At 53.6% G+C, this 26,344-nt stretch carries 17 protein-coding genes; 1 reads left to right on the top strand and 16 read right to left on the bottom strand.

Annotation, left to right across the window (positions count from 1 at the left end; genetic code table 11):
- The first annotated feature begins 482 nt into the window (after positions 1 to 482).
- Positions 483 to 1,664: an IS256 family transposase gene (locus HH215_RS27700; RefSeq protein WP_169282835.1), complete on the top strand. Its 1,182-nt coding sequence runs from the start codon at positions 483 to 485 to the stop codon at positions 1,662 to 1,664.
- A gap of 756 nt (positions 1,665 to 2,420) precedes the next feature.
- Here the strand turns inward: HH215_RS27700 and HH215_RS27695 are convergent.
- The 16 genes from HH215_RS27695 to HH215_RS27620 all read right to left on the bottom strand — a co-directional run bounded on the left by HH215_RS27695 (position 2,421) and on the right by HH215_RS27620 (position 26,331).
- Positions 2,421 to 2,819: a DUF1304 domain-containing protein gene (locus HH215_RS27695; protein ID WP_169282834.1), complete on the bottom strand. Its 399-nt coding sequence runs from the start codon at positions 2,817 to 2,819 to the stop codon at positions 2,421 to 2,423.
- A gap of 17 nt (positions 2,820 to 2,836) precedes the next feature.
- On the bottom strand, positions 2,837 to 5,149 hold the full coding sequence (locus HH215_RS27690) for an MMPL family transporter (RefSeq protein ID WP_169282833.1): 2,313 nt from the start codon (positions 5,147 to 5,149) through the stop codon (positions 2,837 to 2,839).
- A 116-nt stretch (positions 5,150 to 5,265) separates the two neighbouring features.
- The gene (locus HH215_RS27685) at positions 5,266 to 5,865 is read right to left on the bottom strand and encodes a TetR/AcrR family transcriptional regulator (protein ID WP_169282832.1); all 600 of its coding nucleotides are present in this window, start codon (positions 5,863 to 5,865) and stop codon (positions 5,266 to 5,268) included.
- A gap of 326 nt (positions 5,866 to 6,191) precedes the next feature.
- Positions 6,192 to 7,844: a response regulator transcription factor gene (locus HH215_RS27680; protein ID WP_169282831.1), complete on the bottom strand. Its 1,653-nt coding sequence runs from the start codon at positions 7,842 to 7,844 to the stop codon at positions 6,192 to 6,194.
- A gap of 3 nt (positions 7,845 to 7,847) precedes the next feature.
- On the bottom strand, positions 7,848 to 9,644 hold the full coding sequence (locus tag HH215_RS27675; RefSeq protein WP_169282830.1) for a sensor histidine kinase: 1,797 nt from the start codon (positions 9,642 to 9,644) through the stop codon (positions 7,848 to 7,850).
- 37 nt (positions 9,645 to 9,681) lie between these two features.
- Positions 9,682 to 10,563, bottom strand: a complete 882-nt coding sequence (locus HH215_RS27670) for a carbohydrate ABC transporter permease (protein WP_169282829.1) — start codon at positions 10,561 to 10,563, stop codon at positions 9,682 to 9,684.
- A gap of 21 nt (positions 10,564 to 10,584) precedes the next feature.
- The gene (locus HH215_RS27665; protein ID WP_169282828.1) at positions 10,585 to 11,499 is read right to left on the bottom strand and encodes an ABC transporter permease; all 915 of its coding nucleotides are present in this window, start codon (positions 11,497 to 11,499) and stop codon (positions 10,585 to 10,587) included.
- 85 nt (positions 11,500 to 11,584) lie between these two features.
- On the bottom strand, positions 11,585 to 13,300 hold the full coding sequence (locus HH215_RS27660) for an extracellular solute-binding protein (RefSeq protein WP_169282827.1): 1,716 nt from the start codon (positions 13,298 to 13,300) through the stop codon (positions 11,585 to 11,587).
- Positions 13,301 to 13,404: 104 nt separating this feature from the next.
- Positions 13,405 to 14,730, bottom strand: a complete 1,326-nt coding sequence (locus HH215_RS27655) for a glycosyl hydrolase 53 family protein (protein WP_169282826.1) — start codon at positions 14,728 to 14,730, stop codon at positions 13,405 to 13,407.
- A complete protein-coding gene (locus tag HH215_RS27650; RefSeq protein ID WP_169282825.1) occupies positions 14,711 to 15,868 on the bottom strand; it encodes a serine hydrolase domain-containing protein in 1,158 nt (385 codons plus the stop codon). Before HH215_RS27650 ends, HH215_RS27655 begins: the two co-directional genes overlap by 20 nt.
- On the bottom strand, positions 15,865 to 17,973 hold the full coding sequence (locus HH215_RS27645; protein ID WP_169282824.1) for a glycoside hydrolase family 36 protein: 2,109 nt from the start codon (positions 17,971 to 17,973) through the stop codon (positions 15,865 to 15,867). Before HH215_RS27645 ends, HH215_RS27650 begins: the two co-directional genes overlap by 4 nt.
- A gap of 66 nt (positions 17,974 to 18,039) precedes the next feature.
- Complete coding sequence (locus HH215_RS27640; protein WP_169282823.1) at positions 18,040 to 19,776, bottom strand: glycosyl hydrolase 53 family protein; 1,737 nt, start codon at positions 19,774 to 19,776, stop codon at positions 18,040 to 18,042.
- A 12-nt stretch (positions 19,777 to 19,788) separates the two neighbouring features.
- Complete coding sequence (locus tag HH215_RS27635; protein WP_169282822.1) at positions 19,789 to 20,757, bottom strand: glycoside hydrolase family protein; 969 nt, start codon at positions 20,755 to 20,757, stop codon at positions 19,789 to 19,791.
- A gap of 502 nt (positions 20,758 to 21,259) precedes the next feature.
- A complete protein-coding gene (locus HH215_RS27630; protein ID WP_169282821.1) occupies positions 21,260 to 23,254 on the bottom strand; it encodes a beta-galactosidase in 1,995 nt (664 codons plus the stop codon).
- Between the two features lie 37 nt (positions 23,255 to 23,291).
- A complete protein-coding gene (locus tag HH215_RS27625) occupies positions 23,292 to 24,536 on the bottom strand; it encodes a response regulator transcription factor (protein WP_169282820.1) in 1,245 nt (414 codons plus the stop codon).
- A complete protein-coding gene (locus tag HH215_RS27620) occupies positions 24,511 to 26,331 on the bottom strand; it encodes a cache domain-containing sensor histidine kinase (RefSeq protein WP_169282819.1) in 1,821 nt (606 codons plus the stop codon). The genes HH215_RS27625 and HH215_RS27620 overlap by 26 nt, the downstream gene beginning before the upstream one ends.
- Positions 26,332 to 26,344: the final 13 nt, after the last annotated feature.

Below are 26,344 nucleotides of genomic sequence, written 5' to 3'. Positions count from 1 at the left end.
GTTTGTATCTTTATGCTACGGGATGTCGAATTCCTTTTCTACTCAAGCGATTAACGATTGTTATACTAAATCAACGATGTTGTTCCGGCGTAAAATCATTCGGTTATCCCTTTTGCTCAGGAAAACTTGAGTATGGAGCAAACAAGGATTAGAGGGTGGTTTTGTAGCTTTCGGGGCGGCTTCGAGAGCGTTGGAATAAGTTGAGGTGAGTTGAGGAGGAGGAGTTAAGGAAGGGCATTCTGGAGCTTTAGGGGGGAGGACATCAGGGGAGGTTGGTTGATATAGTATCAGAATCTGGCACAATGGCGCTGGTTCAAGCACGCATGGTGGGTATAGTGTTGGATTCTGGCAATATAGCGCTGTTTCGAGCACACATGGGATGATGTAAAGTAGTCTGTGTACCAACATTTGGAGCCTTAACAGGCAACAAAAAAGTAGGGTATCCTCGGGATTACGACATCACCAAGAAGGAGCCCTACTCGATGACTACTATATCCGAAAATGCGTACGACAATCTACTTGAAAATGCTGTAAAAAAGCTGTTGCAGGAGAAACTAGAACTGCTCATGCGTGAAGAAATTAAGAACTACATGCTTAACGAGCAACAGGATCAGCGAAACAGTCGTAATGGTCACTACAAGCGTACGTTCCAAACCCGTTACGGAACCATAAACGAACTCCAAGTTCCTCGCGACCGTAAAGGGACTTTTCAAACACGTTTGTTCCAACCCTACCAACGTAGGGAAGGCTGGTTGGAAGAGGCCATCATTTATATGTACAAAGGCGGAATGAGCACACGCGAAGTTGCCAAGTTCATCGAGAGCATGTTCGGTACTCAGTATTCTCCGACCACCATCAGTAACATTACTCAGACGGTTATGGAGGACATCGAACAGTGGCAGAAGCGCCCGCTAGAGAAACGCTACTCCGTTATCTATTTGGACGGGCTCTATGTTAAGCTCAAACGTAATACAGTCAGTAGCGAGGCTGTTTACTTGGTCATGGGTATCGACGAGAAAGGGATACGTCAAATTCTAGGATTTTACGTCGGTGGCCAAGAGAGTTCTAACGTTTGGAAAGAGGTCTTAATTGACTTAAAGAACCGCGGAGCAACCGAAGTGCTAGTTGGCGTTTTTGACGGACTACCTGGACTTGAGGAAGCTTTTCGAGCAGTGTATCCTCAAGCCGATGTGCAGCATTGTATCGTCCATAAAGTGAGAAGTACCTTTCCAAAAATTCGAGTCAACGATAAAACCGAGTTTCTCGAAGATTTGAAGGGTGTATACACGGCATTCGATGGCGATGTAGCTTTGGCGGTCTTCGATGGGTTCAAAGCCAAATGGAGCAAGCAATATCCGAAGGAAGTGAAGTCGTGGGAGGAACAACTCCCGACGTTACTGACCTTCTACAAGTTCCCAGCACTCACACGACCTGCGATTTACACTTCGAACCCCATTGAACGGACGAACAAAGAGTTACGCAAGCGCCTGAAGCCAATGAATAGTCTAACTAACATTGAAGCAGCAGAGAAAATCATCTACCTCCAATCCCTAGACTACAATGAGAAATGGTGCGGAAGAGCAATTCGAGGCTTTGTAGACCCGGACACCAAAGCAGCATTTGAGAAGATGTACACTGAGAAATATTCAAGACAAAGGACATAAAGCGGTAGCTCCCGCGCCTTCGCTTGAGCTACGCGCCTCAAGTCACACGACCTTAAACAAATTGATTTTTTCTATCCATCGTCCCGATGGAAAAACCTACTACACAGACTACTTGACGCTACCACACATGGCGGGTATAGCGTTGGAATTTGGCACTATAGCGCTGTTTCGAGCACTCATGGCGGGTATAGCGTTGGAATTTGGCACTATAGCGCTGTTTCGAGCACGCTTGGCGGGTATAGCGTTGGATTCTGGCACTATAGCGCTGTTTCGAGCACGCATGGCGGGTATAGCGTTGGAATTTGGCACTATAGCTTGGGTCAAGCTCGGTTGGTGGGTATAGTGTTGAAAATTTGGAACTGTGGCGTTCATTTAAGCTCGGATGGTTGGTATAATGTTAGAATTTGGTGCTATGGCGATAGTTCGAGCTCAGATGGTGAGTATAGTGTTGAAAATTTGGAACTAGGGCGCTCGTTCGAGCCGATTGGCGACTCAAGCAAAAAACAAAAGCCTGCCCCTCGCAAGTTTCTGCGCAAGGGCAAGCTTCATTCCAGCACAATCTGCAGGTTCCATCATCCTCAATCAAGCTTATTCAATCCAGTTCCCTTTCCAACGTTCAGCCCAGCCCATTCCAACTCAATCCATCTCAATCCATCTCAATCCATCTCAATCCATCTCAATCATCTCTGCTCAGCCCATCCCGAACCATTCCATCTCAATCATCCCAGCCCATCCAAGCCTGCCTCTGCTCAATTTTCACCAAGCAATCATGACGGCTAACCATGCGGCAGCGGCGGGGATCCCCTGCGCGTATAGAATCGACTTCTTCACGGTCAGGCCTCCGAAAATAGCCGCGATCAACACGCAGACGAGGAAGAAAGTCTGAATCTCATATCCGGTCGAAGCAATCGGATGAAGCATTCCCCAGACTAACCCGGCAGCGAGAAAACCGTTGTACAGTCCTTGGTTGGCGGCGAGCGGACGCGAATCCCTTGCGAAGCTTGCCGACGTTCCGAAGGATTTCCGAATACCGGGAGACGTCCACAGGAACATCTCCATAATCAGGAAGTACACATGCTCCAAAGCGACAAGCCCAACCAGTATCGCAGCAATAGTCACCGGGCGGTCTCCTCCTTCCGTTTGCTTGCCTGACATGATGAAACCGCTACTATTTATTTATTCTCAAGGGAGAGGGAATTATCACTCCGTTTTCTCTGAGGAGTGGCATCCGGCTTCCGCTTTTTCCCGGGAAACCACCAGCTTGCCCGTCCGAGCAGCTTCATCGTTACCGGAACGAGCAGCATCCGGATTACGGTGGAGTCCAGCGCAATCGCTACAGCCATCCCGAAGCCTAACATCTGAATCGGCAACACGCCCGAGAACGAGAACCCGGCGAATACGGCAACCATCAAGACGGCGGCGCCGGTAATCAGAGGCCCGGTTTTCTCCATTCCTTCGGCGATGCTCTCCTCGTGGGCCCCCGTCCGATCGTACTCTTCCTTAATACGGCTTACGAGGAACACCTCATAATCGGTGCTGAGGCCGAATAACAGAGCGAGCAGCAATACCGGAACGAAGTGGATGATGTAGCCGTTAGACTCCACGTCGAAGATTTGCGAACCGTATCCCAGAGCGAACACAAGCACCAGAATACCGTAAGTAGCCGCGACGGAGAACAAATTGAGTACGATCGCTTTAAGAGGTAGAAGCAAGCTCTTAAAGGAGAGTACAAGAATCAGGAAGATAAGAACAAGCATGACCCCGAGGGCGGGCAACAAGCTGTCGTTAATCGCTTTGGACGAATCCATGCCGAGCATCGTTTCCCCGCCGATGTTGAAGGTCGTTCCCGCCGGCAACTCGAACGCAGGCAACAACGTATCCCGTAAATGTTTAATAAAATCGCTACCGACGTCGCTGGAGCTATGTTGATCCAGCTCTATCTCCATAACGACGGTATGCCGGTCATTGCTCACATAACGATCGACCATATATTTGACATCCTCCGGCAGCGCACTCTCTCCTCCGTTCAGCACGCCCGAGACGACCGCGGGCTCCATTCCCGGGAAGAAGGACATGACGGAGGACACTCCGGTGACATGATCTTGAGCGGATAACTCCGCTTGAAGCGCGGAAATCTTGGCGATGGCTTCCGGCGAGCTCAGATCGCCTTTCTCGTCGCGAAGCACGATGCTGATCTGATTCGCCGCGCCTATGCCGAACGAGTTTTCCATGAGCGAATATCCTTGGCGAACCGAGGTGTCGGCCGGAAGCGTCTGAATATCCGGAGAATTCAGCTTCATATCGAGCGCCGGATAAGCGAATGCTCCCAATGCCGCCAACGTGACGACCAAGAATAGTACCGGGCGGCGCATTATGCCGTTCGTCCATCTTTTCCAACCGCTCGTACGATCATTCGCGCGGGGACGCAGGAACGGGATGCTCCCCTTGTTAATGCGGGTGCCAAGAATGACAAGAACCGCAGGCAGCAGCGTCAGGCTCGCCAGCCCGGCCACGAACACGACGACGATGCCGCCGAACGCGATGGCCTTAATGGCTGCCAGCGGTACGGTAAACAGCGCGGAAAGCGCGGCGATAACGGTAAGCGCGGAGAAAAACACGGTATGCCCGGCAGTCGTCATCGTTTTCACAAGAGCGTCCTGTTTCGTGTTTCCTTCAACGGCCAGTTCTGCTTTAAACCGGCTAACCATGAAGAGGGAATAGTCTATTCCCACGCCTAGACCAAGCATCATCGCCGAATTCGTTACGAATACCGACAGCTCTTCCTGCAACGCAACCAGATAGATGATCCCCATAGCGGCGAGCACGGAAGCGATCGTTACGATAAGAGGCGTCACCATAGCCATCACCGATCGGAAAACAAGCAGCAAGATGATAATGATGAGAGGGAATACGATCATTTCCGCCTTGGCGAGTCCTTCTTGGCTTTGTACGCTGCTCTCGCCCCAGAACGCCGCTCCTCCTACCAAATAAGCCTCCGCGCCTAGGCTAGCCGCCTGTTCGACCACGCGATCTTGATAATCCGGAACTTCGTTAATCAAGAAATCAATTTTGGTATCCATGGATACGAAAGCGATACTCAGGTTCGGATCCTTCCCGACAAGCCCCGAGCCGATTCCTTCCGAAGCGTTCAGGATGCTGAACACGCCGGATACGCCTTGTTCCGTTTGCAATCGGCCGACGATTAGCTTCAGCTTCTCGTTATATTCAGGCGAACCTACGGCATGTTTCGGATCCTTGAGGACAAGCGTCAACGAGCTCTCGGATCTGCCTTCGAATTCCGAAGCCAACAATTTCCCCGCCGTTAGCGACTGCGATCCCGGAACTTCCCATCCTCCGCCGCTAAGCAGCGGCGTCAGCTTGCCGAAAGCATATCCTCCGAACAATGCGAATACGATCCATAACGTTACGACGGCCCATCTCGCCTTATACAGCGCTTTTCCCCAACCCAACAGTAAACCGTGCATCTCTCTCCACCGTCTCTCTATTTTTGTTTTCGTTCTGGTTCAACACTACGAATAAAATATATGTTGATTATTGTTTGGTCATTCAAACAATAATCACTAAAAAGAAAGAGCCAAAATTACGATTCTCTCTTTTGACTAATGGCTTGATAATAGGCTCCTAACATGACGGCGAGTGCATCGTAGGCTTCGTCGTACTTAAACTCGGGATCCGCGACCTTCTGCAATCCTAGACCTTCAATAACGGAGTAAAGGATGGAGGCAACCGTTTCGGATTGTTCGCGGGAAAAACCAGAGATCGATTCGACCGAATCGGTAATGTATTTGCGCTTCGTCTCCAGCGTTTCCTTCAAAGTTTGCTTCGCGTTCTCGTTCCTTAGCCCGATCGCAAACAGCTCGTATCGAAGTCTGAACCATTCCGGCTCTTGAAGCGCCCTGCTCTTCGGTATCTCAAGCATCTTGCCGATCGCATCGAAGGTTAATGGACCCACATCCTCGCCGGGTAGTAACGGAAGGAACGCCTCGCAATATTTCTGAGTCTCCCGGCGGAACACTTCAGCGAAAAGCAGGTCCTTGCTCGGAAAATAATAGTTAATCAAACCTTGAGCCACGCCGGCCGTATTCGCGATTTCTTTCGTCGAAGCCTTGTCGTAGCCCTTCTCCGATAATACTGTATAAGCGGCCGCTATGATTCTGTCTCTCTTGTCTGCGTCTGTCATCGGCACACATCCTGCATCTTAGAGTTGGAGTTAAATTGAACGATTCTGAAGGGAGCAATTCCTCCTCGATTCAACATTTGAATGAACGTTCAAACAGAGGATAACATATGCGATTATTTAACGCAAGAAGAAAGTCTGTGTGTAAGAAGGAAGCAAGTATAACCCTGAGTGCAAACTCAGGGCGGACGGAACTCGATTCATATGAAGGAATTGTCCCCCGTCCTATGAATCGAGTGTCTATTGAACTGTAGTATCGGATCAACAAAATGATCCGTCAGATACCTTTGATTTATTCCGTAATATGCACCGAGAGCGCAGCCCCCCATCTATCGAATGGCGCTATGGTGCACCCTGTATTCATGGGGTGACAGCCCCGTCGCCTTGCGAAAAACTTTGGCGAAGTAGTTCGGATTGTCGAAGCCCAGCCGCGTGGCGACGTCCTGAACGCGCATGCCGTTATCGCGCAGCAGCTTGGCCGCCTGTTCCATCTTCAGCCTCGTAACGTAAGCCGTCAATTGCTCGTGCGTATACTGCTTGAATACCCTCGACAGATAAGACGGATTCACATGAGCCTTGTCCGCCAACATTTCCAAAGACAAGTTCTCGTACAAATGCGTTTCGATGTATTGTTTGACCTGCCCCACGAGCAGCTCGGTCGGATTTCTCTGCTGCATGCCGATCTCGTCGACCACCTCTTGCAACATGCGCACGAGGAAGCTCCTTAGCTGGGTCAAATTGTTATGCATACGCAAATTGGACATTCTCGCCATATCCTCCGGGCGAATCGCCGATGCAGCGCGGTTCTGCTGAGACAAGCCGACGATACGGCCGCTGATCGACAGAAACCAAGCCGTCAGATCGTTCTCCGATATCCCCGTCGTTCGATCGATTTGCTCGAGAAGCCGATCCAAACCGGCTGCGAACGCCGGAACGTCCTTCAGGTTGATCGCTTCCATCACCGGCAGGAGCATATCCGAAGTCACGCCTTGCGATGCTTGCGAAATCTGCGTAGGTTCCCTGGAAGGCACGAAGATTTGTCCTTGTCCGATCCTAAGCTTGATTCCCCCGATAAGTCTACCGTAGGCATATGCCCATTGTTCCCAAGGGATCCACTCGTTCAACAAAGCGAACGAGCAGACGACCTTAAACGCCCGCCCGACGATCTCCTGGACTTCCCTAAGCCGACCATGCAAAGTATCAAACACTTCAACCGGTTTCTCCCGTGCATACCCGAGTCCTTCGTCCGATTCCGGTTCCTTGGACTGGATCAAGACGGCGATCACTCCGTTGCCCGCGGCAAAACACCTAAAATGGCATGAATCCCCAAGCAGCTCGTCGATCATATTATGCAGCATGAACTGAAGAAGAGCGTCGTCCATGAAGCTCATTGCCTTCTCCATGTTGTCCAGGCTCATTACGAATCCCGTGACGCGCTCCGTCGACCGGAATGGAATATGAAGCTCGCGCAGCTTATCGTCCAACAAGCTGGAGGGAATATCCTGCAAGCTATGCAGCAAATTGCGGAAAAACTCGCCTTGGGCGTAAGGCAACGAATCGTTCAGCTTCTTCTCCGTCTGCTCTTGGGAAATCAACCGGCTTCTCTCCTGCTCGAGCAGTTCGATCGCTTTCCTCAGGCACGCGACGACCTCCTCGTCCTCTACCGGTTTGAGCAGATAATCGCTCGCTCCGAGCTTTAACGCCGTCCTCGCGTATTCAAAGTCGGAGTAACCCGACAGGAAGATGACTTTGCAACCGTCTGCAATCGCCTTAACTTTCTCGAACAGCTCCAATCCATCCATTCGCGGCATGCGAATATCGGTCAGAATGAAATCGAACGATACCTCGCGATGCTTCTCCAGCGCCTCTGCCGCCGAACCCGCCGTGTCAACCACAGAGAAGGGCAACCCGCTGTCCCCCAGCATTTCCGCCAAGCCTTCCACGATAATTTTCTCGTCGTCTACGATCATGATTTTGTACATCGGTTACGATGCCCCCTCCGGAATGAGGAACGATACCTTCAAGCCTCCGCCTTCGTTATCGCCGATCGTTAATCCCCGTTCGCTGTTGTAATGATTCCGCAGTCTCCAATGCACGTTCCATAACCCGCAATGCTCCGCGTTCGGATTCGGGTTCGCGAGAATATCCCGCAACGAACGCTGCTCCTCTTCCGTCATCCCTTTTCCGTTATCGCGGATTTCCACCGACATGCCGCCATCTCCGCGCCGGATATCGATCTCGACGAGGCCGGGGCGATCGACCTGCTCGATTCCGTGAAGAATGGCGTTCTCTACGATCGGCTGGATCGTCAGTCCGGGAATGACGGCTTCTCCCGCCGAGCGTCCTTCTTCCCGAATGACGAAGTCCAACTTGTCCGGGAACCTGATTTTCTGAATTTCGAGATAAGTGACCGTAAACTTCATTTCGTCCTTCAGAGCGATCTCGTCCTGAGCCTGCTTCGTTATAAAACGAAAGTAATCTCCCAAGTATTTGCACAGCCTCGCGATGTTCTCGTTATTGCTCGCCTTCGCCATCCGATAGCCGATATAGAAACAATTGAATAGGAAGTGCGGATTGATCTGCGACTGCAATTGGCGGATTTGCATCTGCTGAAGCTGGATTTTCTTCTCGAGCACTTCCTCGATCAACGTCCTCAGCTGCCCGACCATCTGGTTGCATTGCTTGTAGACGTATCCGAATTCATCGCCTTGCTGGCGGACGAACCGCACGTTCAGATTGCCTCTCTCGACCTCTCTCATCGATTTGACCAAGCTTCTAAGAGGACGGTGTATGTGCTTATAGACGAAATAAGAGAATACGATAAAGAAGATCGGCGATATGCCCATGAAGAGCCATAGCAAGTTCCGAATGACGAGAATCGGCGCGAGCATGTCTTTGATCCGGATGTAAGATACGACCCGGTAGACGCCGTCGGCGGAGAAGTTCGTCAGCGTCATGTATTTCTCCCCGTCCACCGAGATCCGGCGCGATGCGGCGAGATCCGGCTCTTGGGCGACGCTTTCGTAGATGCTCTTATCCAATTCCGTCAACGAACCGCTCCTTACGAGCTCCCGATTGGCGTTCTCCATCAAGAAAACGTTAAAAACGTCGTTCTTCTCGAACATCTTCAGTCCGTCCTGTATCCGATCCGGGTTAATGTCCACGCCCAGCAAATATTCGACCTCCCCGTTAACCGAAGAGCTGTCCTCGAAAGGGATGACGTAACTGAGAATGCCGTCCTTGGAAAAATGGTCGAGCTGCTTCGGAGTGTTCTTAAGCCCCGCCATCATCGCCTTCTTGCCCTCGTCCGGCACGGATTGACCGGAACGGAACGAAATCATCTGGTTTCGTTTCGGAATAACCAAGAAGACGTCGCGGATGTAATCGTTCGAATAATAAATAATGCTCATCTTCGTCGCGATGCTGGATTGCAGATGCACGTTGTCGTAATCGAACTTCCCTTGGGGAAGCAACGCGTACTCCGCCAGATCGGGATCGTTGTTGAGCGCGATCAGCATCTGATTGATGCTGCCGATTTCCTTCTCCAACAAGCTCTTGTACAAATTCATCCTGGATTGGGCCGTGTCTTGCACTTTGCCGGTTACGATATCGGTACTGACCCAGATCGTCGCCAAACATATCGCGTACAGCGGGATCGCGACGCAGACGAAGCCGATAATGATTTTCCACAGCAGGCTGTTCGTCGCCGGTTTAACTTTCAGGTAGGTAAAGACGGCTTCCACCCCGCAAGCGCTATTTGAAGTACTCCCATTATAAGACACGCTCCGCGAAGCCCGATACCGTTAATATTTCGCCTCGTTAACCTTTTACCGCCCCGATGACGATCCCCTCCGTAAAATATTTCTGAAGAAACGGGTACAGCGCGATGATCGGCAGCAGGGAGAGGAACATTTTCGCCCCGTAGATCGACGTCTTGGCCGCATCCTCGGCCGCCATCTTGGCATCCTCGAGCGATAACACGCTCTTAGACTTCTGCAGCAGCAATTGCAAATACGTCTGGAGCGGATATTTGTCCGTGTCGTTAATGAACATGATCCCGTCGAACCACGCGTTCCAATGCGTCACGATGCAGAACAGCAGCAACGTCGCGATGACCGGCTTGGAGAGCGGCAAGTAAATCTTGTACATCGATTTGAAATAGGACGCTCCGTCCATCAAGGCCGATTCCTCGATCTCCTTAGGCAACTGACGGAAAAAGTTAAGCAGCAGAATAATATAGAACACGTTAACCGCCGAAGGCAGAACGAGTACCCACATCGTATTGAGCAGATGAAGCTGCTTCGCGAGAATATAGGTAGGGATGAGTCCTCCGCTGAACAACATGGTGAAAACCAGAATCCAAACATAAACGTTGCGGTAAGGGAACCGGTCGCTTTCCTTGGAGAGCGGATAGGCCATCAGGAAAGTCACTAGCATGTTGATCGCCGTGCCGAGTACGATTCTCTGCATCGTGACGCTTAACGCGCTCAGGAACGGAGCATCGAACGACGCCCTGTAGGCGCCCAGAGAGAAGTCGACCGGCCAGAGTCCGACCTGGTTCCCGTTAACCGCCTCGGCCGAACTCAACGAAACGGCGAAAATATGAACGAGCGGCAAGATGCATAACAGGGCGACTAACGTCAGCGTTCCGTAATTGAACAAACGAAAGGCAGTAGCGCCGGCGGAGCGAGTTGATCTCATAAGCCTTCGATGTCCTTTCTGTTAGAAAATGCGGTAATTGGCGAACTTCACCGCTAACTTATACGAACCCGCGATCAGCGCGAACGCGACTACCGACTTGAGCAGTCCTACCGCGGTGGCCAAGCCGTACTGCGCCTGCAACAGCCCCATCGAGTACACCCACGTGTCGATGATTTCCGAGCTGTCCAACACCAAGTAATTGTAAAGGTTAAAAATCTGGTCGAATCCGGCGTTGAGAATATTTCCGATACTCAGAATGCCGAGCAGCACGGCGACGTGCATGATCCCCGGAAGCGTGACGTGCAACGTTTGCTTAAACCGACTCGCGCCGTCGATGACGGCCGCCTCGTACAAGGCAGGATTAATCCCGCTTAAAGCGGCCAAATAGATGATCGCACCGAAGCCGAATTCCTTTAGGACGTCGGTGACGACCAACGTCACCCTGAACCAGCCGGGATCGCCGAGGAAGAATACCGGCTCGATGCCGATCGCAACTAGCAATTGATTCACGGCGCCGCCGTTACGCGAAAGAATGTTGACCAGGATGCCTCCCATGATGACCCAGGATACGAAATGAGGGAAATAGACGAACGTCTGGATTCCCCTCTTCCACAGCTTGTTTTTGACTTCGTTAAGCAAGAGCGCGAACACGATCGGCGCCAAGAAACCGAAGAAAATTTTGAGCGCCGCGATGATGACGGTATTCTTCACGATGCGGTAGGTGTCGGGCAGCTCCAACATATATTTGAAATTGTCCAGACCGAGCCACTTAGATCCGAAAAATCCTTTTGTCGGGTTGAAATCCTGGAACGCGATCGTAATGCCGACCATCGGCAAGTACGCGAACAGGACGACGAAAATCATGCCCGGCAACAGCATGGCGTGGAGTTGCCAGGATTGCTTCCATTTCAACGGTTTTAGTTTGGGTTTTATCATAACTGCCTCCTAACGAGCACAAAGCAGGGGCAACCGTTCCGGACTTCGACGAAATCGGCTCCCCTGCTTTGGACGCTGCTAACGGTTATTTCGCCGCTTCGTTCACTTCCTGCGTAATTTGGTCGCCGCCCAGGGCGCGCCACTTCTCGACGAATCGGTCGAATTCGTCCAAGGAAGCGCCCATGATGATCTTGATGAACGTTTCCAGTTCCAGCTTGTCGAGCGTCGGGCTCTTGGAGATCATCGACGGAGTCGGAGCTCCTTGATAATCGGAATAACGGATGTTCTTATATTCGAGCAATACCTTCTCCGCTTCGTAGAAAGTTTTCTCGATCGCCCAACCGTAAGAACCGCCTTTGTTCTTCTCGCTAAGTATCCATTGCTCCCGCACGTCAAGCTTGCTCTCGTCTCCGCTTTCCTTCGCCGCGCGCAGATTCTCGCCGTTCTTCAGGTTCTGATAAGGAGAGTCGAAGTTGTACGGCAAAGCATATAGGTTGATATTCTTGCCGGAATACGCGCCGGAATTGGCTTCCGCCCATCTGTCGTTATATTCGTTCGGACCTACGAACATCTCGGCCCACAGGTTCATCGACTTGATCGCCGCTTCGGGATGCTCGAAACCCTTGCGGACGACGATCCATTCGTTCACGAACGATTTGGCCGCTGGAGCCACTTGGCCGTCGGCGCCGGACGGAATCGGGAGCACCGTCCATTCCGCTTTCGGATCGGCTTCCTTGTTCGTCATTAACGGATAGATCGGAGCCGAGAAGACGCCGAACAGGATACCGATTTTGCCGTTCGTGTACATTTCCGTGACTTTAGCGAAATCCTTGACCGCGAACTCGGGATCTAAGGCGCCTAGCTTATACATGTTCTGCAAGAACGCGAGCGTTTCTTTCATCTGCGGCTGAATGCTGCCGTAAGCGAAATTGCCCGAATCGTCCTTTACCCAAAGCTTCGGATAGGCTTTGAAGCCCGCGGCTATCGACGTTAGCATCGGTTGACCCGATACGAACCCCATCTCCTTATCGAAGCCGATGCCGTACGTATCTTTCTTGCCGTTGCCGTCCGGATCGTCGTTCACGAACGCCTTGGCGACCGCTTCCAGTTCCTGCAGATTCGTCGGCGCCTGGAGCTTCAGCTTATCGAGCCAATCCTGGCGCACGTACATGATCCCGATCGATTCCCCGAAATCCCTGGCGAGCGGAATGCCGTAGATCTTGCCCTCTTTAGTGGCGGGAAGGAACGCGATCTTGTCTTGATATTCCGCCATGCTTCTTACTTTCTCGGTCGGGTACTTCGCCCAAGCTTCCGTCAGGTCCTCAACCTGGCCGTTCTTGATCAACATTTGCAATTGATTCAAGCCGACCTTCATCACGTCCGGCAAGTCGTCGCTCGCGATGACGAGGTTCACCTTCTCGCCGGCTTTCGTGGCGTCGACGACCCATTTGTTCTTATACTTGATGTTCAGATATTCCTCATTGAACTTATGGTGAATGTTCGAATCGACGCTTTCGCCTTCGATGAAGGAAGAAGCCTCGTAGTTGCTCTGTCCGATCGTCACCTCGATCGGTTGCTCGTATTTCGTCATCGGTCCGTCTTCGGGCGCCGTGCTCTCGGATGCCGCGGCACTCGGGCTCTCGACGGATGCCGATTGGCTCGCCGTTGCCGGCGAAGCTTCTCCCGTGCTTGCGTTATTACCGTTATTGCCTGAGCAACCCGCGAGCAAGACCGTGCAAGCCAGCGCTGCAGTTAGTAATCGGTACTTCGTTTGGCGTGATGCTTCGTTAATCGATTTCATTTGTGCGAATCCCCCTTAGCGGCTTCGATCGTCTGTTGCAACTCCATCATAAGGGACGGAGAATTCGCTTATAAGCCGAACATTTTTACTTTCGGAAACTATTTTTACTTGTTTGATCGCGCTTCCGTCCCGGCGTCGGCCAGCCCTAGGAAAATCGAGTCGATCGCCGGTCTCGCGACGGCCGATATCCCTTCTTCGGCGGATGCTCGGGCCTCGAACAAGCTCAGCTCCCGCCAGGACGGATCGATGAAATCCGGCGCCCATGGCCGGATCCCGACGAGACCGCTTCCGATCCCTTCGGACGTAAGATACCGCAACGCAGCCGCTTGCCCGGCCTCGTTCAGCTCGAATTGCCCGTCTTTGTTGTTACTCCATTCGCCATAAGGACCGTCCGCGATCGCTTTCGCGGGATAGGCATACTCGGCCAGGAAGGAGGGAAGGTTCAATTGCTTCTTCATTTCCTTAACCGTTGTCAGAAAAGCATCTATACGACTTGATGGCACGTCCATCGAGGTCGGGTACAACGAGAAGCCGGCAACGCCGACCTCAAAACCGCCTTCGCGCATTGCCCGATAGAACGCGACGGCGAATTCGGGAATAGCCCCCTGCGCGATATGCGTCGATAGCTTGGCATCCGGTACGACCGAACGGATGCCTTCCCCTACGGCAGCCATGAGCCTAGCCTGATGAGGCCATAAGTAACGCTCTAACCAAGCATTCCTCTGCGCCGCATCCATTCGGAGCAACGCGACGACGTCTTGCTTGCCGATGGACGGATCAATGGCGTCCGGCGGGGCGTAAAGCGCCATGTTTCCTTCCGCCGGACGCACGGCAACGCCGGCCGTACCGAAATCGACTTCGTTGCCGATGTTCCAACTATTGATCTTCGCTCCCGTAGCCGTCAACTCCTTCGCCACGAGCGCTCCATACTGCTTGAGGATGGGCAACATTTCGTCGACGGTTAACTCTTGCCACCTGCGAGGCATGTCGATCTCCGGATACTCGCTAAAATCGGGAAGCGGTTGGCCCGCTACGTCCCCGTACATCTTGAAGAGAGCGATCTCCGGATTTAAGGGCAATCCCAGCTCCGCGGCGAGCTTCGCTCGGGTAATGCCTAGCTCCAAGCTATGGTCTGTATCGCTTCCCGTAGCATAGCGGTCCGTGGCAATTCGAACGTAGATCTCGTTAGCTCCGTGCGCCATGAAGAGCCGCTGCAACTCCCGGGTCGTCGTCGCCCTGTTGCCTAGTCCGTCCTCGAACGCAATGCCCTTATTGATCTGACTGTCGGTGAACGGACTCACGGACAGAGCGATCCGAAACGGTTCGACGACGGAGGTATCTTCGGCTTGGCCGTCCGAGCAGCTTGCGGACACGAGCAGCGAAGGGACAAGCAGCAACGCGGTGGTCCATTTAGCGCGGTCGGTCTTCATCGGCTTCTCTCCTTTCTTCGCCGGGATGAGGCAGAGCCATGACAAGGTTGCACAGCAACCTGTAGTTCCGCCAATCGGCATGCCATTCCAAGCTATTCGTCAGTAGGGCGGCTACCGTATCGCGAGCGGGGTCGATGAGAAGCATGCAGCCCGTGAACCCGGTGTGCCCGATCGCTTCTTCAGAATTCAAGTCTCCGAAACAGCCGTAACCGTCCGCTTCCCCTTTTCTCCAGAACACCGGAGTCTTAGTCGGGGTTATACCGGGAATGCTCCTACGCATGAAGTCGATTGCCGCCTTTGAGAAAAGCGGCGCGACTGCTTTACTACCGCTGTTATCCCCGTCGCTCAGAATCGGCTCTCTTTCTCCACTATCCCCGCCGCTCAGTACGCGGTCCCCTTTGCCTGTATCGCCGTCACTCAGGAAGAGACGCCCGAACTTCAGCAGATCGTCGGCGGTCGTGAACAGGCCGCGGTCCCCCATAACCGCAGTCATCGCTTCCTCGCGAAGATAATCTCCCCTGCCTGCGTCCCAAGGAAGCACGAACGGCCGATCCGCCAGACTGGCCGGATCGAAGGAGGAGTCGTTCATTCCCGCGGGCAAGAACAATCGCTTCCGAACGAAGGATTCGAACGGCATGCCGGATACCCGCTCGATTACATCCATCAGAATGCAGTAGCCCAACGTGAAATACTCCGATCTTTCGCCGAGTTGATATTTAAGCTCGTTAATCTCGTAGATTCGGGAGAGGTACTTCCGCACTTCGGCTTGCCGGGAAGGAAAACCGAAGCTCTCCACGACCGACGTATCGTACCCGGCAGTATGGTTCAGCAAGTGCAGCAATGCAACCTGCTTCAAAGGGTATTCCGGGATATGCAGCGCAACCGGGTCGTCTATGCAAAGCTTGCCCTCTTCTACGAGCTGTACCAGCGCCGCTCCGGTGACGAGCTTGGATACCGAGCCGACGTTAAACCTCGTATTCTTTGACGAGGTTGTCCCCTCCGCCAAACGATATACGATCTTCCCTCCCTTCAGCACGGCGATAGAGTAAGCGGGAACTCGCTTGTTTTCTAGCAACCGTCTGAATCTCGAATCGTAGAGCACGGAATTGCTCTTGCAGCTTTCAACGTCCGCATTCATCGGCCAGCCCTCCCCGTTGCGATCTCGAACAGCCTTGCGCTGCCAGCCTTGGCAAGATCGACTAGCAGAACGCCGTTGCCGTCATCCCATCGGAAACCGACCTGCTCCTCTGCCGGATAGACGCATCTGACCTGAATCTCGCCACCGTCCGGCAAAACCTCGATCGGAATCGCGCAGCTTGATTCCTCCCCTTGCATCCGCCATACCGCGAGTAGCCGCTTGTCTCCATGCTGCAAGCCAAGGCTCATCCACGGCCGTCCGAACGCGGGTAGCCCCAACGGCCAGAAAGGCTCCGAGAAGCGGATCGTCTCCCGCAGTTCCTTATAAACCTCGATCCCTTGGCGCACCAACTCGAAGTTTGTCTCGTTCAACAAATCCAGCCTTCCGCTAACGCAAATCCTCATCAGCATCGCGTTCACCAGATTCATCGCCGTTTCCTCCGCATCGCCTTCGGGAGACGGGTATGCCCAGATTCCGATCTGCTCCGGGGTCGCCGCCGTCGGAGCGGCGGCCGCGATGACGGCGTTCTTGCGGTAATCCATTTGATCCGTAGCGGAATGAAGGCTCAGCTTGGACAATAGCGCATAATCCGCGCGCATCCCTCCGCTTGCGCAGCTCTCGATCACAAGACCCGGATATCGGTTCAATACGCGCTCGATCCAAGCGACGTATGCCCGGTTATGGCCAAGCAGGCCGTCTCCGAAGCTATCTGCCTGGCGCTCCGTCCCGATTCCGGCGTTGATGTTATAATCCATCTTGATATAACCCGCTCCGTATTCCCGGACGACCCTGTCGATGACGGAATCCGCATAGCGGATAACCTCCGGATTGCGATAATCGAGCTGGTATCGTCCGTGGTCGATCACGCGCTTGCCGTGACGCATGAAAAACCAAGCATCGTCGACCTGATCCGCCATGGCGCAATGGATTCCCATCACCTCAAGCTCCAGCCATAGTCCGGGAATCATTCCGCGCGAACGAATATGCTCGAGTAGCGGCTTCATCCCGCCCGGAAAACGACGCTCCGAAGGCATCCACTCCCCGACGCTGTCCCACCAAGATCCCTCGCCGTACCAGCCGGCATCGACGCAGTAATATTCGCAGCCCGCTCTCGCGGCCGCTTCGATCAAAGGCATCTCTTTGTCCCAGTCCGGATCGGCGTTCAAGCAATTCATATAGTCGTTGAAAACGACGGGAAGCCGCTCGTTGTCGGGGTGCGGGCGCCGAATGGCGCGGCGATAAGCCGTCATGGCCCCGAACGCCTCGTCGATGCTCCCGCCGGCCAAACAAACCGCCGCCGGAACGGAAACGAACGTTTCCCCCGGAGCGAGCTTTTTCCACCAGCCGTTCTCGTTCTCGGTCGGTCCGCTTAGACGCAAATACAAATAACCGGCGACATCGCTGAGCTCCCATTGCCACGAACCGTTATGCTCGATTTGCCACAGCAAATATTCGCCGTTCTCCTCGTTCTCGACGCAGCCCATCGGCAGAAACTCTGAGGTCGACCACGTCCCCGTGCCTTGACAGGAAATTCTTTTCATCGAGAAGTCGTAAACGCGGTTCAGACCGAGCTCCGCAACGCCGTAACTCTTCCACTGATATTCTCCGCACCACGCATTATGCGGCAGATAAACCCTCGTCTTGTCGTCCCAGCTTCGCGAGCCTTCCTTGGCGATACCGGTCAGAGCGAACGAGGAGACGTATTCGAGTCCTTGATCTTTCTCCGTGACGTTCTCGATCTCGGTCCAACTTCGAACGACCGGAATGCCGTCGTATAGCTGGTAATGGCAAGAAACCCTCAACCCCCCGCCTTCGGTGACGATCTCGAGCTTGCGACCTTGCGCGTTCCGAATATCGGCATGCCTAACGTATTTCATGGCTTTGGCCGGCATCGTCCCCAAATGCTTGGAACCGTGATGATCGTCCTGATCTTCTCCCGTAACTTGCGCTTCGACCATCCGGAAAGCTCTTCTCGCCTTTTCCTCTCCGATGAATTGTTCGTCCCATGCCTGGCGCGACAGATGAAGGAGCCTGACGTCTCCGCCGTCCGTCCAGTCGAATAGAAGAGAGATTCCGTTCTCCTCGATCGCGATCCTGTTGTTCATGCTCTTCCTCTCCCCTCTCCTCGAACAACAACTTCCCGCCCCGGATGGGGACGGGAAGCGCTTGAATCACATTGTTCCTCTAACCTTGACCGAATCCAAGTACGCATAATTGACGATCCCGATTCCGCTCGACCTGAACCGGAGCTGGAAATTAACGTTGTTCGCCGCGCTCGCGGGAAGCGTGAACGTCTTCTTCTCCCAGGCAAACGTGCCTGAGATATCCTCCAGCGTGTGCCAATTGGTTCCGTCGAACCACTCCGCTATGAAATGCTGGGAGCTGGTGAAGTTCGGGGAAAACCGCGCGTATTCGACTTTGATGTCATGATAGAAATAAGTGCCGTACAGAAGCGGATGGGTGATCGAGTCGCTCCAATTAAACCTTGCGGCATAGTTGCCCTCGTACTTATAGGTGGATTGAATGTCCGCCCCGCTATTGGTCCAACCGATCTGCGTAAAATTATTATTTTCGAATCCATCCATTAAAGCGGGTACGGCGTCGATTGCCGGAGATGCGGCGCCTAGAGCGATCGAATCGATTGTTCCGTGCGCCGTTTTCGTCAGACTGGAGGACGGATTCGAGCTGAACAGCGCGAGCGGCTCCCATCCGTATCCGCCATAGACAAGATCGGGCGCCCACGGCCTGATACCGGAGAAGCCGAGCGCCGCCGCCCAACTGGACAAGTCCCTCAGAAGCTCGCTCTGGCCTTCGGGCTTCAGCAGATACCCTTTCTGCTGATTGCCCCAAGCGGCGTACGTACCGCTCATCGCTCCGGACGGATACGCGAATTCCGCAAGGAAAATCGGCTTCGCGAAGTGAGCCTTGACCGCTTTCATCGCATATTGGAAGACGAGAATGCTATCGTTCGACGAAGCGAAGGCACTCGGGAAGAAAGAGAAGCCAAGCTCGTCGACCGGGAAGCCGTTGTCCTCCATCGCCTCGTAGAAGGCGATCGCGAAGTTGCCGCTCAGCGATTGAGAGATATGCGTGGAAAACTTGGCGTCCGGAAATACGGTAAGAATCCCTTCTCTGACGGCGTTCAACAATTGTGCTTCGTAAGGCCACAGGTTCGTTTCCAGCCAAGCGATCCGGGCGGGCTCCGTCATCGCCAGCAGCGAATTGACGCTTTCCGTGCCGATCGTCGGATTAACGGCGTTCGGCGCTTTGTACCAATTCGGTCCCTGCTCCGATTCGTACGCTCCGGGCATAGGCGCCACGGAAACGCCCGCCGTTCCGAAATCGACCTCGTTGCCCAAATCCCACACGTTCACCGTGACTCCCTTGTCTTCGAACTTTTGCGCGACGAGCGCCCCGTATTGCTCCAGCGCGTCAACCATCTGCCCGATCGTTAACGTCTCCCACGCGCCAGGCAGCGTAATGGACGGATACTCCGAGAAGTCCGGCTGCGGCTGTCCGGCGAAATCCCCGTAGTGCTTCCATAATCCGAGTTCCACGTTCAGCGGCAAGCTGGCCGCGATCGCCGTATCGGCGCGTTCGAGCGCACGGGCGAGACTATGGTTCGTACCGACCGACGGATACGCGGAGTCTGTCGATACCCGAACGAATACTTCGTTCGCCCCGTGGTTCTTGTACATCGTCGTAAGCTCTCCGATATCGTCGGCGGTCATCGAGCCGTCGGTGTACTTCACTCCCGCGGCCAACTGCGAGTCCGCGAACGGACTAATCGACATGCCCACGCGAAAAGGCGTAGTGGCGTTCGCGACCTGCGAACCGAAAGCCGGAAAACTAACGGCCAAAGCAAGAGCCGCGGTTAGAACAAGCTTGAATGAACCTCTCCGAAACATAAGGAAAACCTCCTATGAATTGTTTTCGATTCGAACGATAACTTTGCCCAAGCTGCCGTACAATCCGTGATCGAACGCCGTGTAGTAAATCGCGTACGTGTCATCCTCGTTAGACAGGAGGCACAGCGGAGTACGCACGTCCCTTACCCACCCCCCTTTCCGAAAAAACACGTACTCTCCCTTGGACCAGCGGTAACCGTCTTCGGAAACCGAGTAACCGAATGTGCCATGGTCCGGACCCCCGTCGAACAGCGCGACGTAAGTTCCGTTATCTAGCCGTGTCACGACGGGATTCTCCACCCACGTCTCGTCGATACGAACCGGATTAAGGCCGGAACACCTCGTCCAACCGCCGTCCAGCCTATCCGACTCCGCTAGACCGACGCCCCAGAAAGACACCGGAAGCTTTTCTGTTTTCGCGCTGCCATAGAACGCGAGCCATCGGCCGCCGGCTTGGAACGGAAAGAACGAATCCGTCCCTTGAAGGCCTTCCCACGGTTCCGATTCCGCGCTCGGTTCCATCACGATTCCGACGTTCGCGTACGGTCCCCCGATGCCCTCCTGGCCCCCTTTTTCGGAAACCGCGCGCCAGATTTTCCCCTCGAAGTTCTCATACCAAGCCTGATCCGTGCTCGGCATCGAATTATACGCCACGTAAAATAAATTCCACCTCTCCGCAGCTGGATCGTATATCGGCATAGGCGACCACAGCGATGCTCGCGGATCCTGCCCGAGATATTCGCCGCTGGATTCGAACAACGTCGATACCCGTTCCCACTCGAGCCCGTCGACGCTGCTCCAATGCGCAAGGCGCATTTTGACGAATCTTGGCTTGCCAAGCATCTCCGACGTAAACAGATGGAGTTTTCCGTCTGCTCGCACGACTCGGCCGCCCTCGAACCCGAACTCGATGCCCTCGGTGCCCGCGTCCCCTTTTTTCAACAACGGCCGCTCCAAGCTTGTTTCCACGATTAATTTCATGCCAGCGACGTCTCCTTTCACCCCTGCGGCCTATAGTCCCGGGTTTTCGCAACTTCATGATAGCCCATGTCGCTCCGGCGGTTATACGGAAACATTTTTACTTTCGGCAACTCTGTTTACCAAGCTCCGGCAAAACGCCAAAAAACCTTCGAGTCCGCCATGATAGCGAGACTCGAAGGCACGGTTTAGAGGTTATCGCTCTTTCCTAAGGCTAGAGGTTTACTCTAGGTGCATAATGTACACTTAGATTCCCGGAAACTTTGCATCTTCAACATCTAAGTGGAAAATATACAACTAGTTGGCGGTTCATTGACTCGATTCGAGCAAACCGTTCAAACTAGTTGCATGTTTTACATTTAGTTCACTCTTCGGGAAAACTCATCTCGATCTAAGTGCCATTTTTACACTTAGCCGTTGGTTGGTCTAGCTGGGAGCCAATTCACACTTTCTAAGTAGGCAAAAAAAAGAACCGGGAGCGTAAATCACGCAACCCGGTTCATCCCTAAACGCTATAAATAAGCACATCGTTCGGCTTAAGAGTTTCAACCTGCTCCAACTGCCTATCCTCAAGCAAATGCCGACCTCCGGCCGGAGGTACGACCTCAACGGTTTCCGTGGAATGGTTGATGACGAAATACACGCTGCGATCCCCTCGGCGACGAACGGATACCTCCACCTCGGGATGGTCGACGCTCCATTCCGGAAGCGCTCCGGTTTCCTCGCAGATTAGGTCCAACAGCCGAGTAAGCGCGGCGGCGCCGAGCTCAGTGCCAATGTAATACGCTTGCCCTCGACCATGCGAGTTTCGCGTAACCGCGGGAGCTCCCGCGAAGTAGTCAGACGCGAATTCGGCGATCGTCTCTGAAGCTCCCCGCGGTTGAATGACATCGTACCAGACGCGAGCGCCGTAATCCGCGACCGCATCGCCCTCGAATCTCAGTTTCTGCTCCTCTCCCTCGGCGATAATCCCGTAATCGTCGATCTCGATGCCGAGCAGCTCCTTGAACGGACCCGGCAACACCTCGGAACGCATCCGATTGTCCGGCAGCTTGGCCCCGGCGCGGAAATCCATCACGACCGTGCCTCCGGCTTCGACGTATCGATAGATTTTATTCGCCAATGACTCGTCTACCAAAGCAAGATGAGGCAAGATCAGAAGCCGATAGCCGGAGAAGTCGGCTTCCGGAGAGATCACGTCGACTCCCGTATGCTTCTCGAAAAAGTAGCGATGATACTTCTTCACCCCGCGAAGATACTTATACCCCGGATTATGCGGCTGGATGTCGAACACCCAATCGTTCTCGAAGCAGCGGACGATAGCGGCATTGTGTCGGACCGTGCTCCCTTCCAAATACGGGAACAGCTTATTCAACTCGGCCCCGACGTGCCGGACCTCCTCGTATTTGCGCCCGGGTACCCCGCTATGCTGCAGAATGCCGTGCCAATGCTGCTCGGCCCCGACGACGGCGGTTCTCCAGCGGAAATAAAGGAGCGCATCCGCGCCGCGGGCGATGGACTGATACGTCCAGCGTCTCAATTCCCCCGGCTTCGGAGTAGCTTTTAAGATATGCGCGCCCGGCGTACCGCTCTGATGCTCGAGTATCCAATAGTTCGCCTGCTTGAAGCCTCTCGTCATATCATGGTGAAGCGCGGGAGTATACGGATTGATCGGCTCGTTGTCCGGGAAGTTCGGGTATACGTCGAGCCCCGCGACGTCTAGCGGTTGCGCGAGCTTATAGTAATCGATTTCGTTAAAGGTACCCATCATGTTGTGCGTTATGGTCTGATGCGGCGCCGCGCTCCGGATAACGTCGATCTGAATGTCTTGGAACCTGCAGACGGCATCGGAAGAAAATCTTCGAAAATCAAGCTGATAACTCGGGTTATGAAGTTGATAAACGGTTAACTTAGGCGTCTCGATTTCCTCGAACGAATTGTACATGTTGTTCCATACTATCGTCCCCCAGCTTTCGTTCAAGGCGTCGATCGTGGCATACTTTTCCTTTAACCACTGCTGGAAAGCTACTTTGCACGTATCGCAATAACACCAAGTCGTATCCACGCAACCGAACTCGTTGTCGATTTGCCAACCGACGACATGCGGGTGATCCTTGTATCGCTCCGTCATCGCCCCCACGATCTTTCGAACGTAACCGGGGTATGCCTCGCTGTTAAAACAATAGTGCATCCGCGTACCGAAACCTCTGACATGCCCGTACATATCCCTTTTGTACATCTCGGGATGGCGGTCCATGATCCACTTCGGCGGACTGGCGGTCGGCGTGCCGAGAATGACCCGAATACCCCGGGACGCGAAAGTATCCATGCACCTGTCCAACCAATCGAAAGTGAAATTCCCTTCGGTTCTTTCGATCCTATTCCATGCGAATTCGGTCAACCGCACCAGATTGAACCCGGCCTCCCGCATCAATTCGGCGTCGCGCTCCCAGCGTTCCTCCGGCCAATGCTCGGCGTAATAACAAGCTCCGAAATACATTCTCGCCCCTCCTCGATGGTTAATGCCCCTTGCAGCCTCAACTTTTCGTGCGGAATTCGTTGGCGCTCTTTCCCGTATGCAGCTTGAACTTTTTGTAGAACCAATCGATCTCCTTAAACCCGACTTCTTCGGCGATCTCATATACTTTTTTATCGGTAAAAATCAGTAGATCCTTAGCGGCTTCCAATCTTTTGCGCAACAAATAATCCTTGAAGGAAACCCCCGCGTACGCTCGAAAAAGCTGCCCCAATTGATTCGGATTGGCGAACAATTCTCCTGCGATATGCTTGAGCTCGAGGTTGGTCGCGTAGCGTTCCTTAACGATCTGCTTCACTTCCTCGACCAGCAAGTAATGGCTGTCTTTTCTTTGATTGACCCGCTCCGCCAGCCATACCGGTTTCTCCGATCGAAGCAGCTCCTTCTTGTTCATGACCTCGAGAGCAGCCTCGTAGGAATCCGGCACATCCTCGGGCGAGAGGACGAGCGGGCCGACGGAAACCGCGATATCGGCCTTGGCGAACTGCATGACCTGGTTATGGAGCTCGGTTGCCTTGTTGAATAAGGCTTCCGTGTCTCGCATTTCCGAAGAAGGCATATAGATCACGCCGAAACGCTCCAACGATTCCTCGAACAACATCCCCTCGCTGCCGAACAGTTCCTCTACGACATTGCGAACGGCGAACCTGCGAAGCTGAATCTCGGTACGGGACTGAACTTCCTTCAGGCGTTGCAACTCCGTCAGCTCTACGATGAACACGCAGAACGGAGTTTCGCTCCCTGCGCTTCGACCCGGCAATTTGAACTCTTGGAATGCCGGAGAGTCGACGAGCAACCCGCGCGCCCAACGCCGCACCAACTGCTCGCGAACAAGCGGCATTCCGCGATGCCACTTCGTCCGCTCCATCGCTTCTTGCTCGATGAAGGATTTGACCGCAAGCAGCTTCTCCCTCAATTCGTCGGCGCTAACGGGCTTAAGCAAATAATCTTTCACGCCGAGTTGCATCGCCCTGCGCGCGTATTCGAATTCCCCGTATCCGCTTAACACGAATATGGGCACCTGCGATTGCTCGCGAATGCTCGCGATCAACTGAAGTCCGTCCATCCGGGGCATGCGGATATCGCTAATGATCAGTTCGAATTTGAACTGCTTGAAGCGCTCAAGAGCCTCTTCCCCGTTTGCCGCTTCCCCTCTGATTCGAAATCCGTATTGCTCCCAAGGGATCAAGCCTCGCATCGCTCTTAAGGCAGCCGGCTCGTCATCCACGATGAGCACGTCCAGCATCTTGCATCGCTCCTTCCGAACCCTCATCCCGTCTCAATTCCGCCGCGTTCGCCGGCACATAAAATGCTGCCCTCGCGCCTCGGCCTTCGCTGCTTATCCGGAGACCGCTCTCTGCCCCGAATATGGCCGTCAACCGATAATGCACGTTTCTTATGCCGATGTGGTTCTCGGATAGGACGGACTGCTTGCCAGATAACCACTCCCCGATTTCCGTCAACCGTTCCTCGCCGATGCCGATCCCGTTATCCTCGACGCTAATGAGCCAGCCGTCACCTTTCTTTACCCCGCAAACTTGGATCAACGTAGGTTCCGCATTCGGTTCAAGCCCATGCGCCAAGGCGTTCTCGACCAAAGGCTGAAGGGTCAGCTTGGGAATAAGCAGATCCAACGCGTCTTCGGGTACCTCGATCCGGAATTGCAGCCGGTGCTCGTACCTCAGCTTCTGTATCTTAAGATACGTCCCCACCAGTTCGAGCTCTTCCCGGACCGTGATCCTTTCCGATTTGTTGTGCAGTAGAAAACGGAAGGTACGGGCGATCATATCGACGATATCCGCGTTTTTGCCGTCCTGAAGATCGAGCAGATTCGCACGGAGCATATTCAGAACGTTAAACAAATAATGCGGGTTAATCTGCGCTTGAAGCGCGTAAAATTCCGCTTCGCGAGTTCTTAGAGCCAGTTCCTTGCTGTCTATCTCAGCCTGATAGACTTCCCGAATCAGCCGTTCCAGTTGCTTGACCATCTCGTTGAAGATTCGGCCGAGTTGGCTGATTTCGTCGTTCCCTTTTACTTCCACATAACCGCGGTATCGATCCTGATGCACGTTCCTCATTTTTTTCGCGAGCGTCGTCAGCCTCTTGGTCAGTCCGATCGATAGCCCGTATACGAGCAATGCCGCGAGCACGCAGGAAACGGATAACATCACGTAAGCGAGCCAGCGCATTCGTTCGACTTTCGGCATTAGCTCGTCCAAGGGTACGAGAAGGATCACCTGCATATCCCTTAACGCGCTTCGGCTATTCAGATGGCGGTACAACACCAAGGACGAGCTCCCGTCTTCCTCCAGTTGAAAATGTCCGTCCCCTTCTCCGATCTCCGCAGCGAACGAATATTGCTCCAGCTTGGCTCGTTTTTTCTCGGGATCCGCGCTATCCAGCAGCACATGGCCGTCTTTCAACACGAACAATATTCGCGCATCGCGGCTCTCCTCGGCAACGAGTTGGCGCAGTTCTCTCTCCCGTACTTCAATCGAGGCGTACAACTCCGTCCCCGGTTCCAAGTAATCCAGTTTCTGCCGCAAGCTGAATACCCGTTCGTCGAACATCGGCACCGGATACGAATTCGTCCAGTACATGCCCGAAGGCTTCGCCATTAATGCCTTGTACCACGCTTCCCCGCGGATTTCGTCATCCAAGAGAATCACGTTGGCGAAAGGGAGGGTCGGGTTGTCGGAGTAAAAATTAACGCGATAAATATCCTTCGTCCCCTGAAGCAGGGAAAGATAAGGCTGCAAAAAACCGAAATACTCCCGGTAGGCCAGCCTCTTGTCCGCATATCTTTCGGTCAGCATCTGCTGAAGCGTAATGTTCAGATAAAAAGAGTTGGCCGTTTCTTCGTAGGACCGCAGCTCGTTGTCCAGATTGGACGTAATTTGCGCAAGGGTCTGCTCCTTCGTCTCCGTGATCGCTTCGAATAGCAAGCTTGCGCTTCTCTCCGTCAGGAAATACGTCAAAGCTCCCATTAGCAGGATCGCCGCGAGCAAGTACACGACGAATAATTTGGTCTGAATTCTCACGGCGATCCTCCGT

The sequence above is a fragment of the Cohnella herbarum genome, from assembly GCF_012849095.1.
Taxonomy (GTDB): Bacteria; Bacillota; Bacilli; order Paenibacillales; family Paenibacillaceae; genus Cohnella; species Cohnella herbarum.
This window is presented reverse-complemented; position numbering and strand designations above follow the sequence as displayed.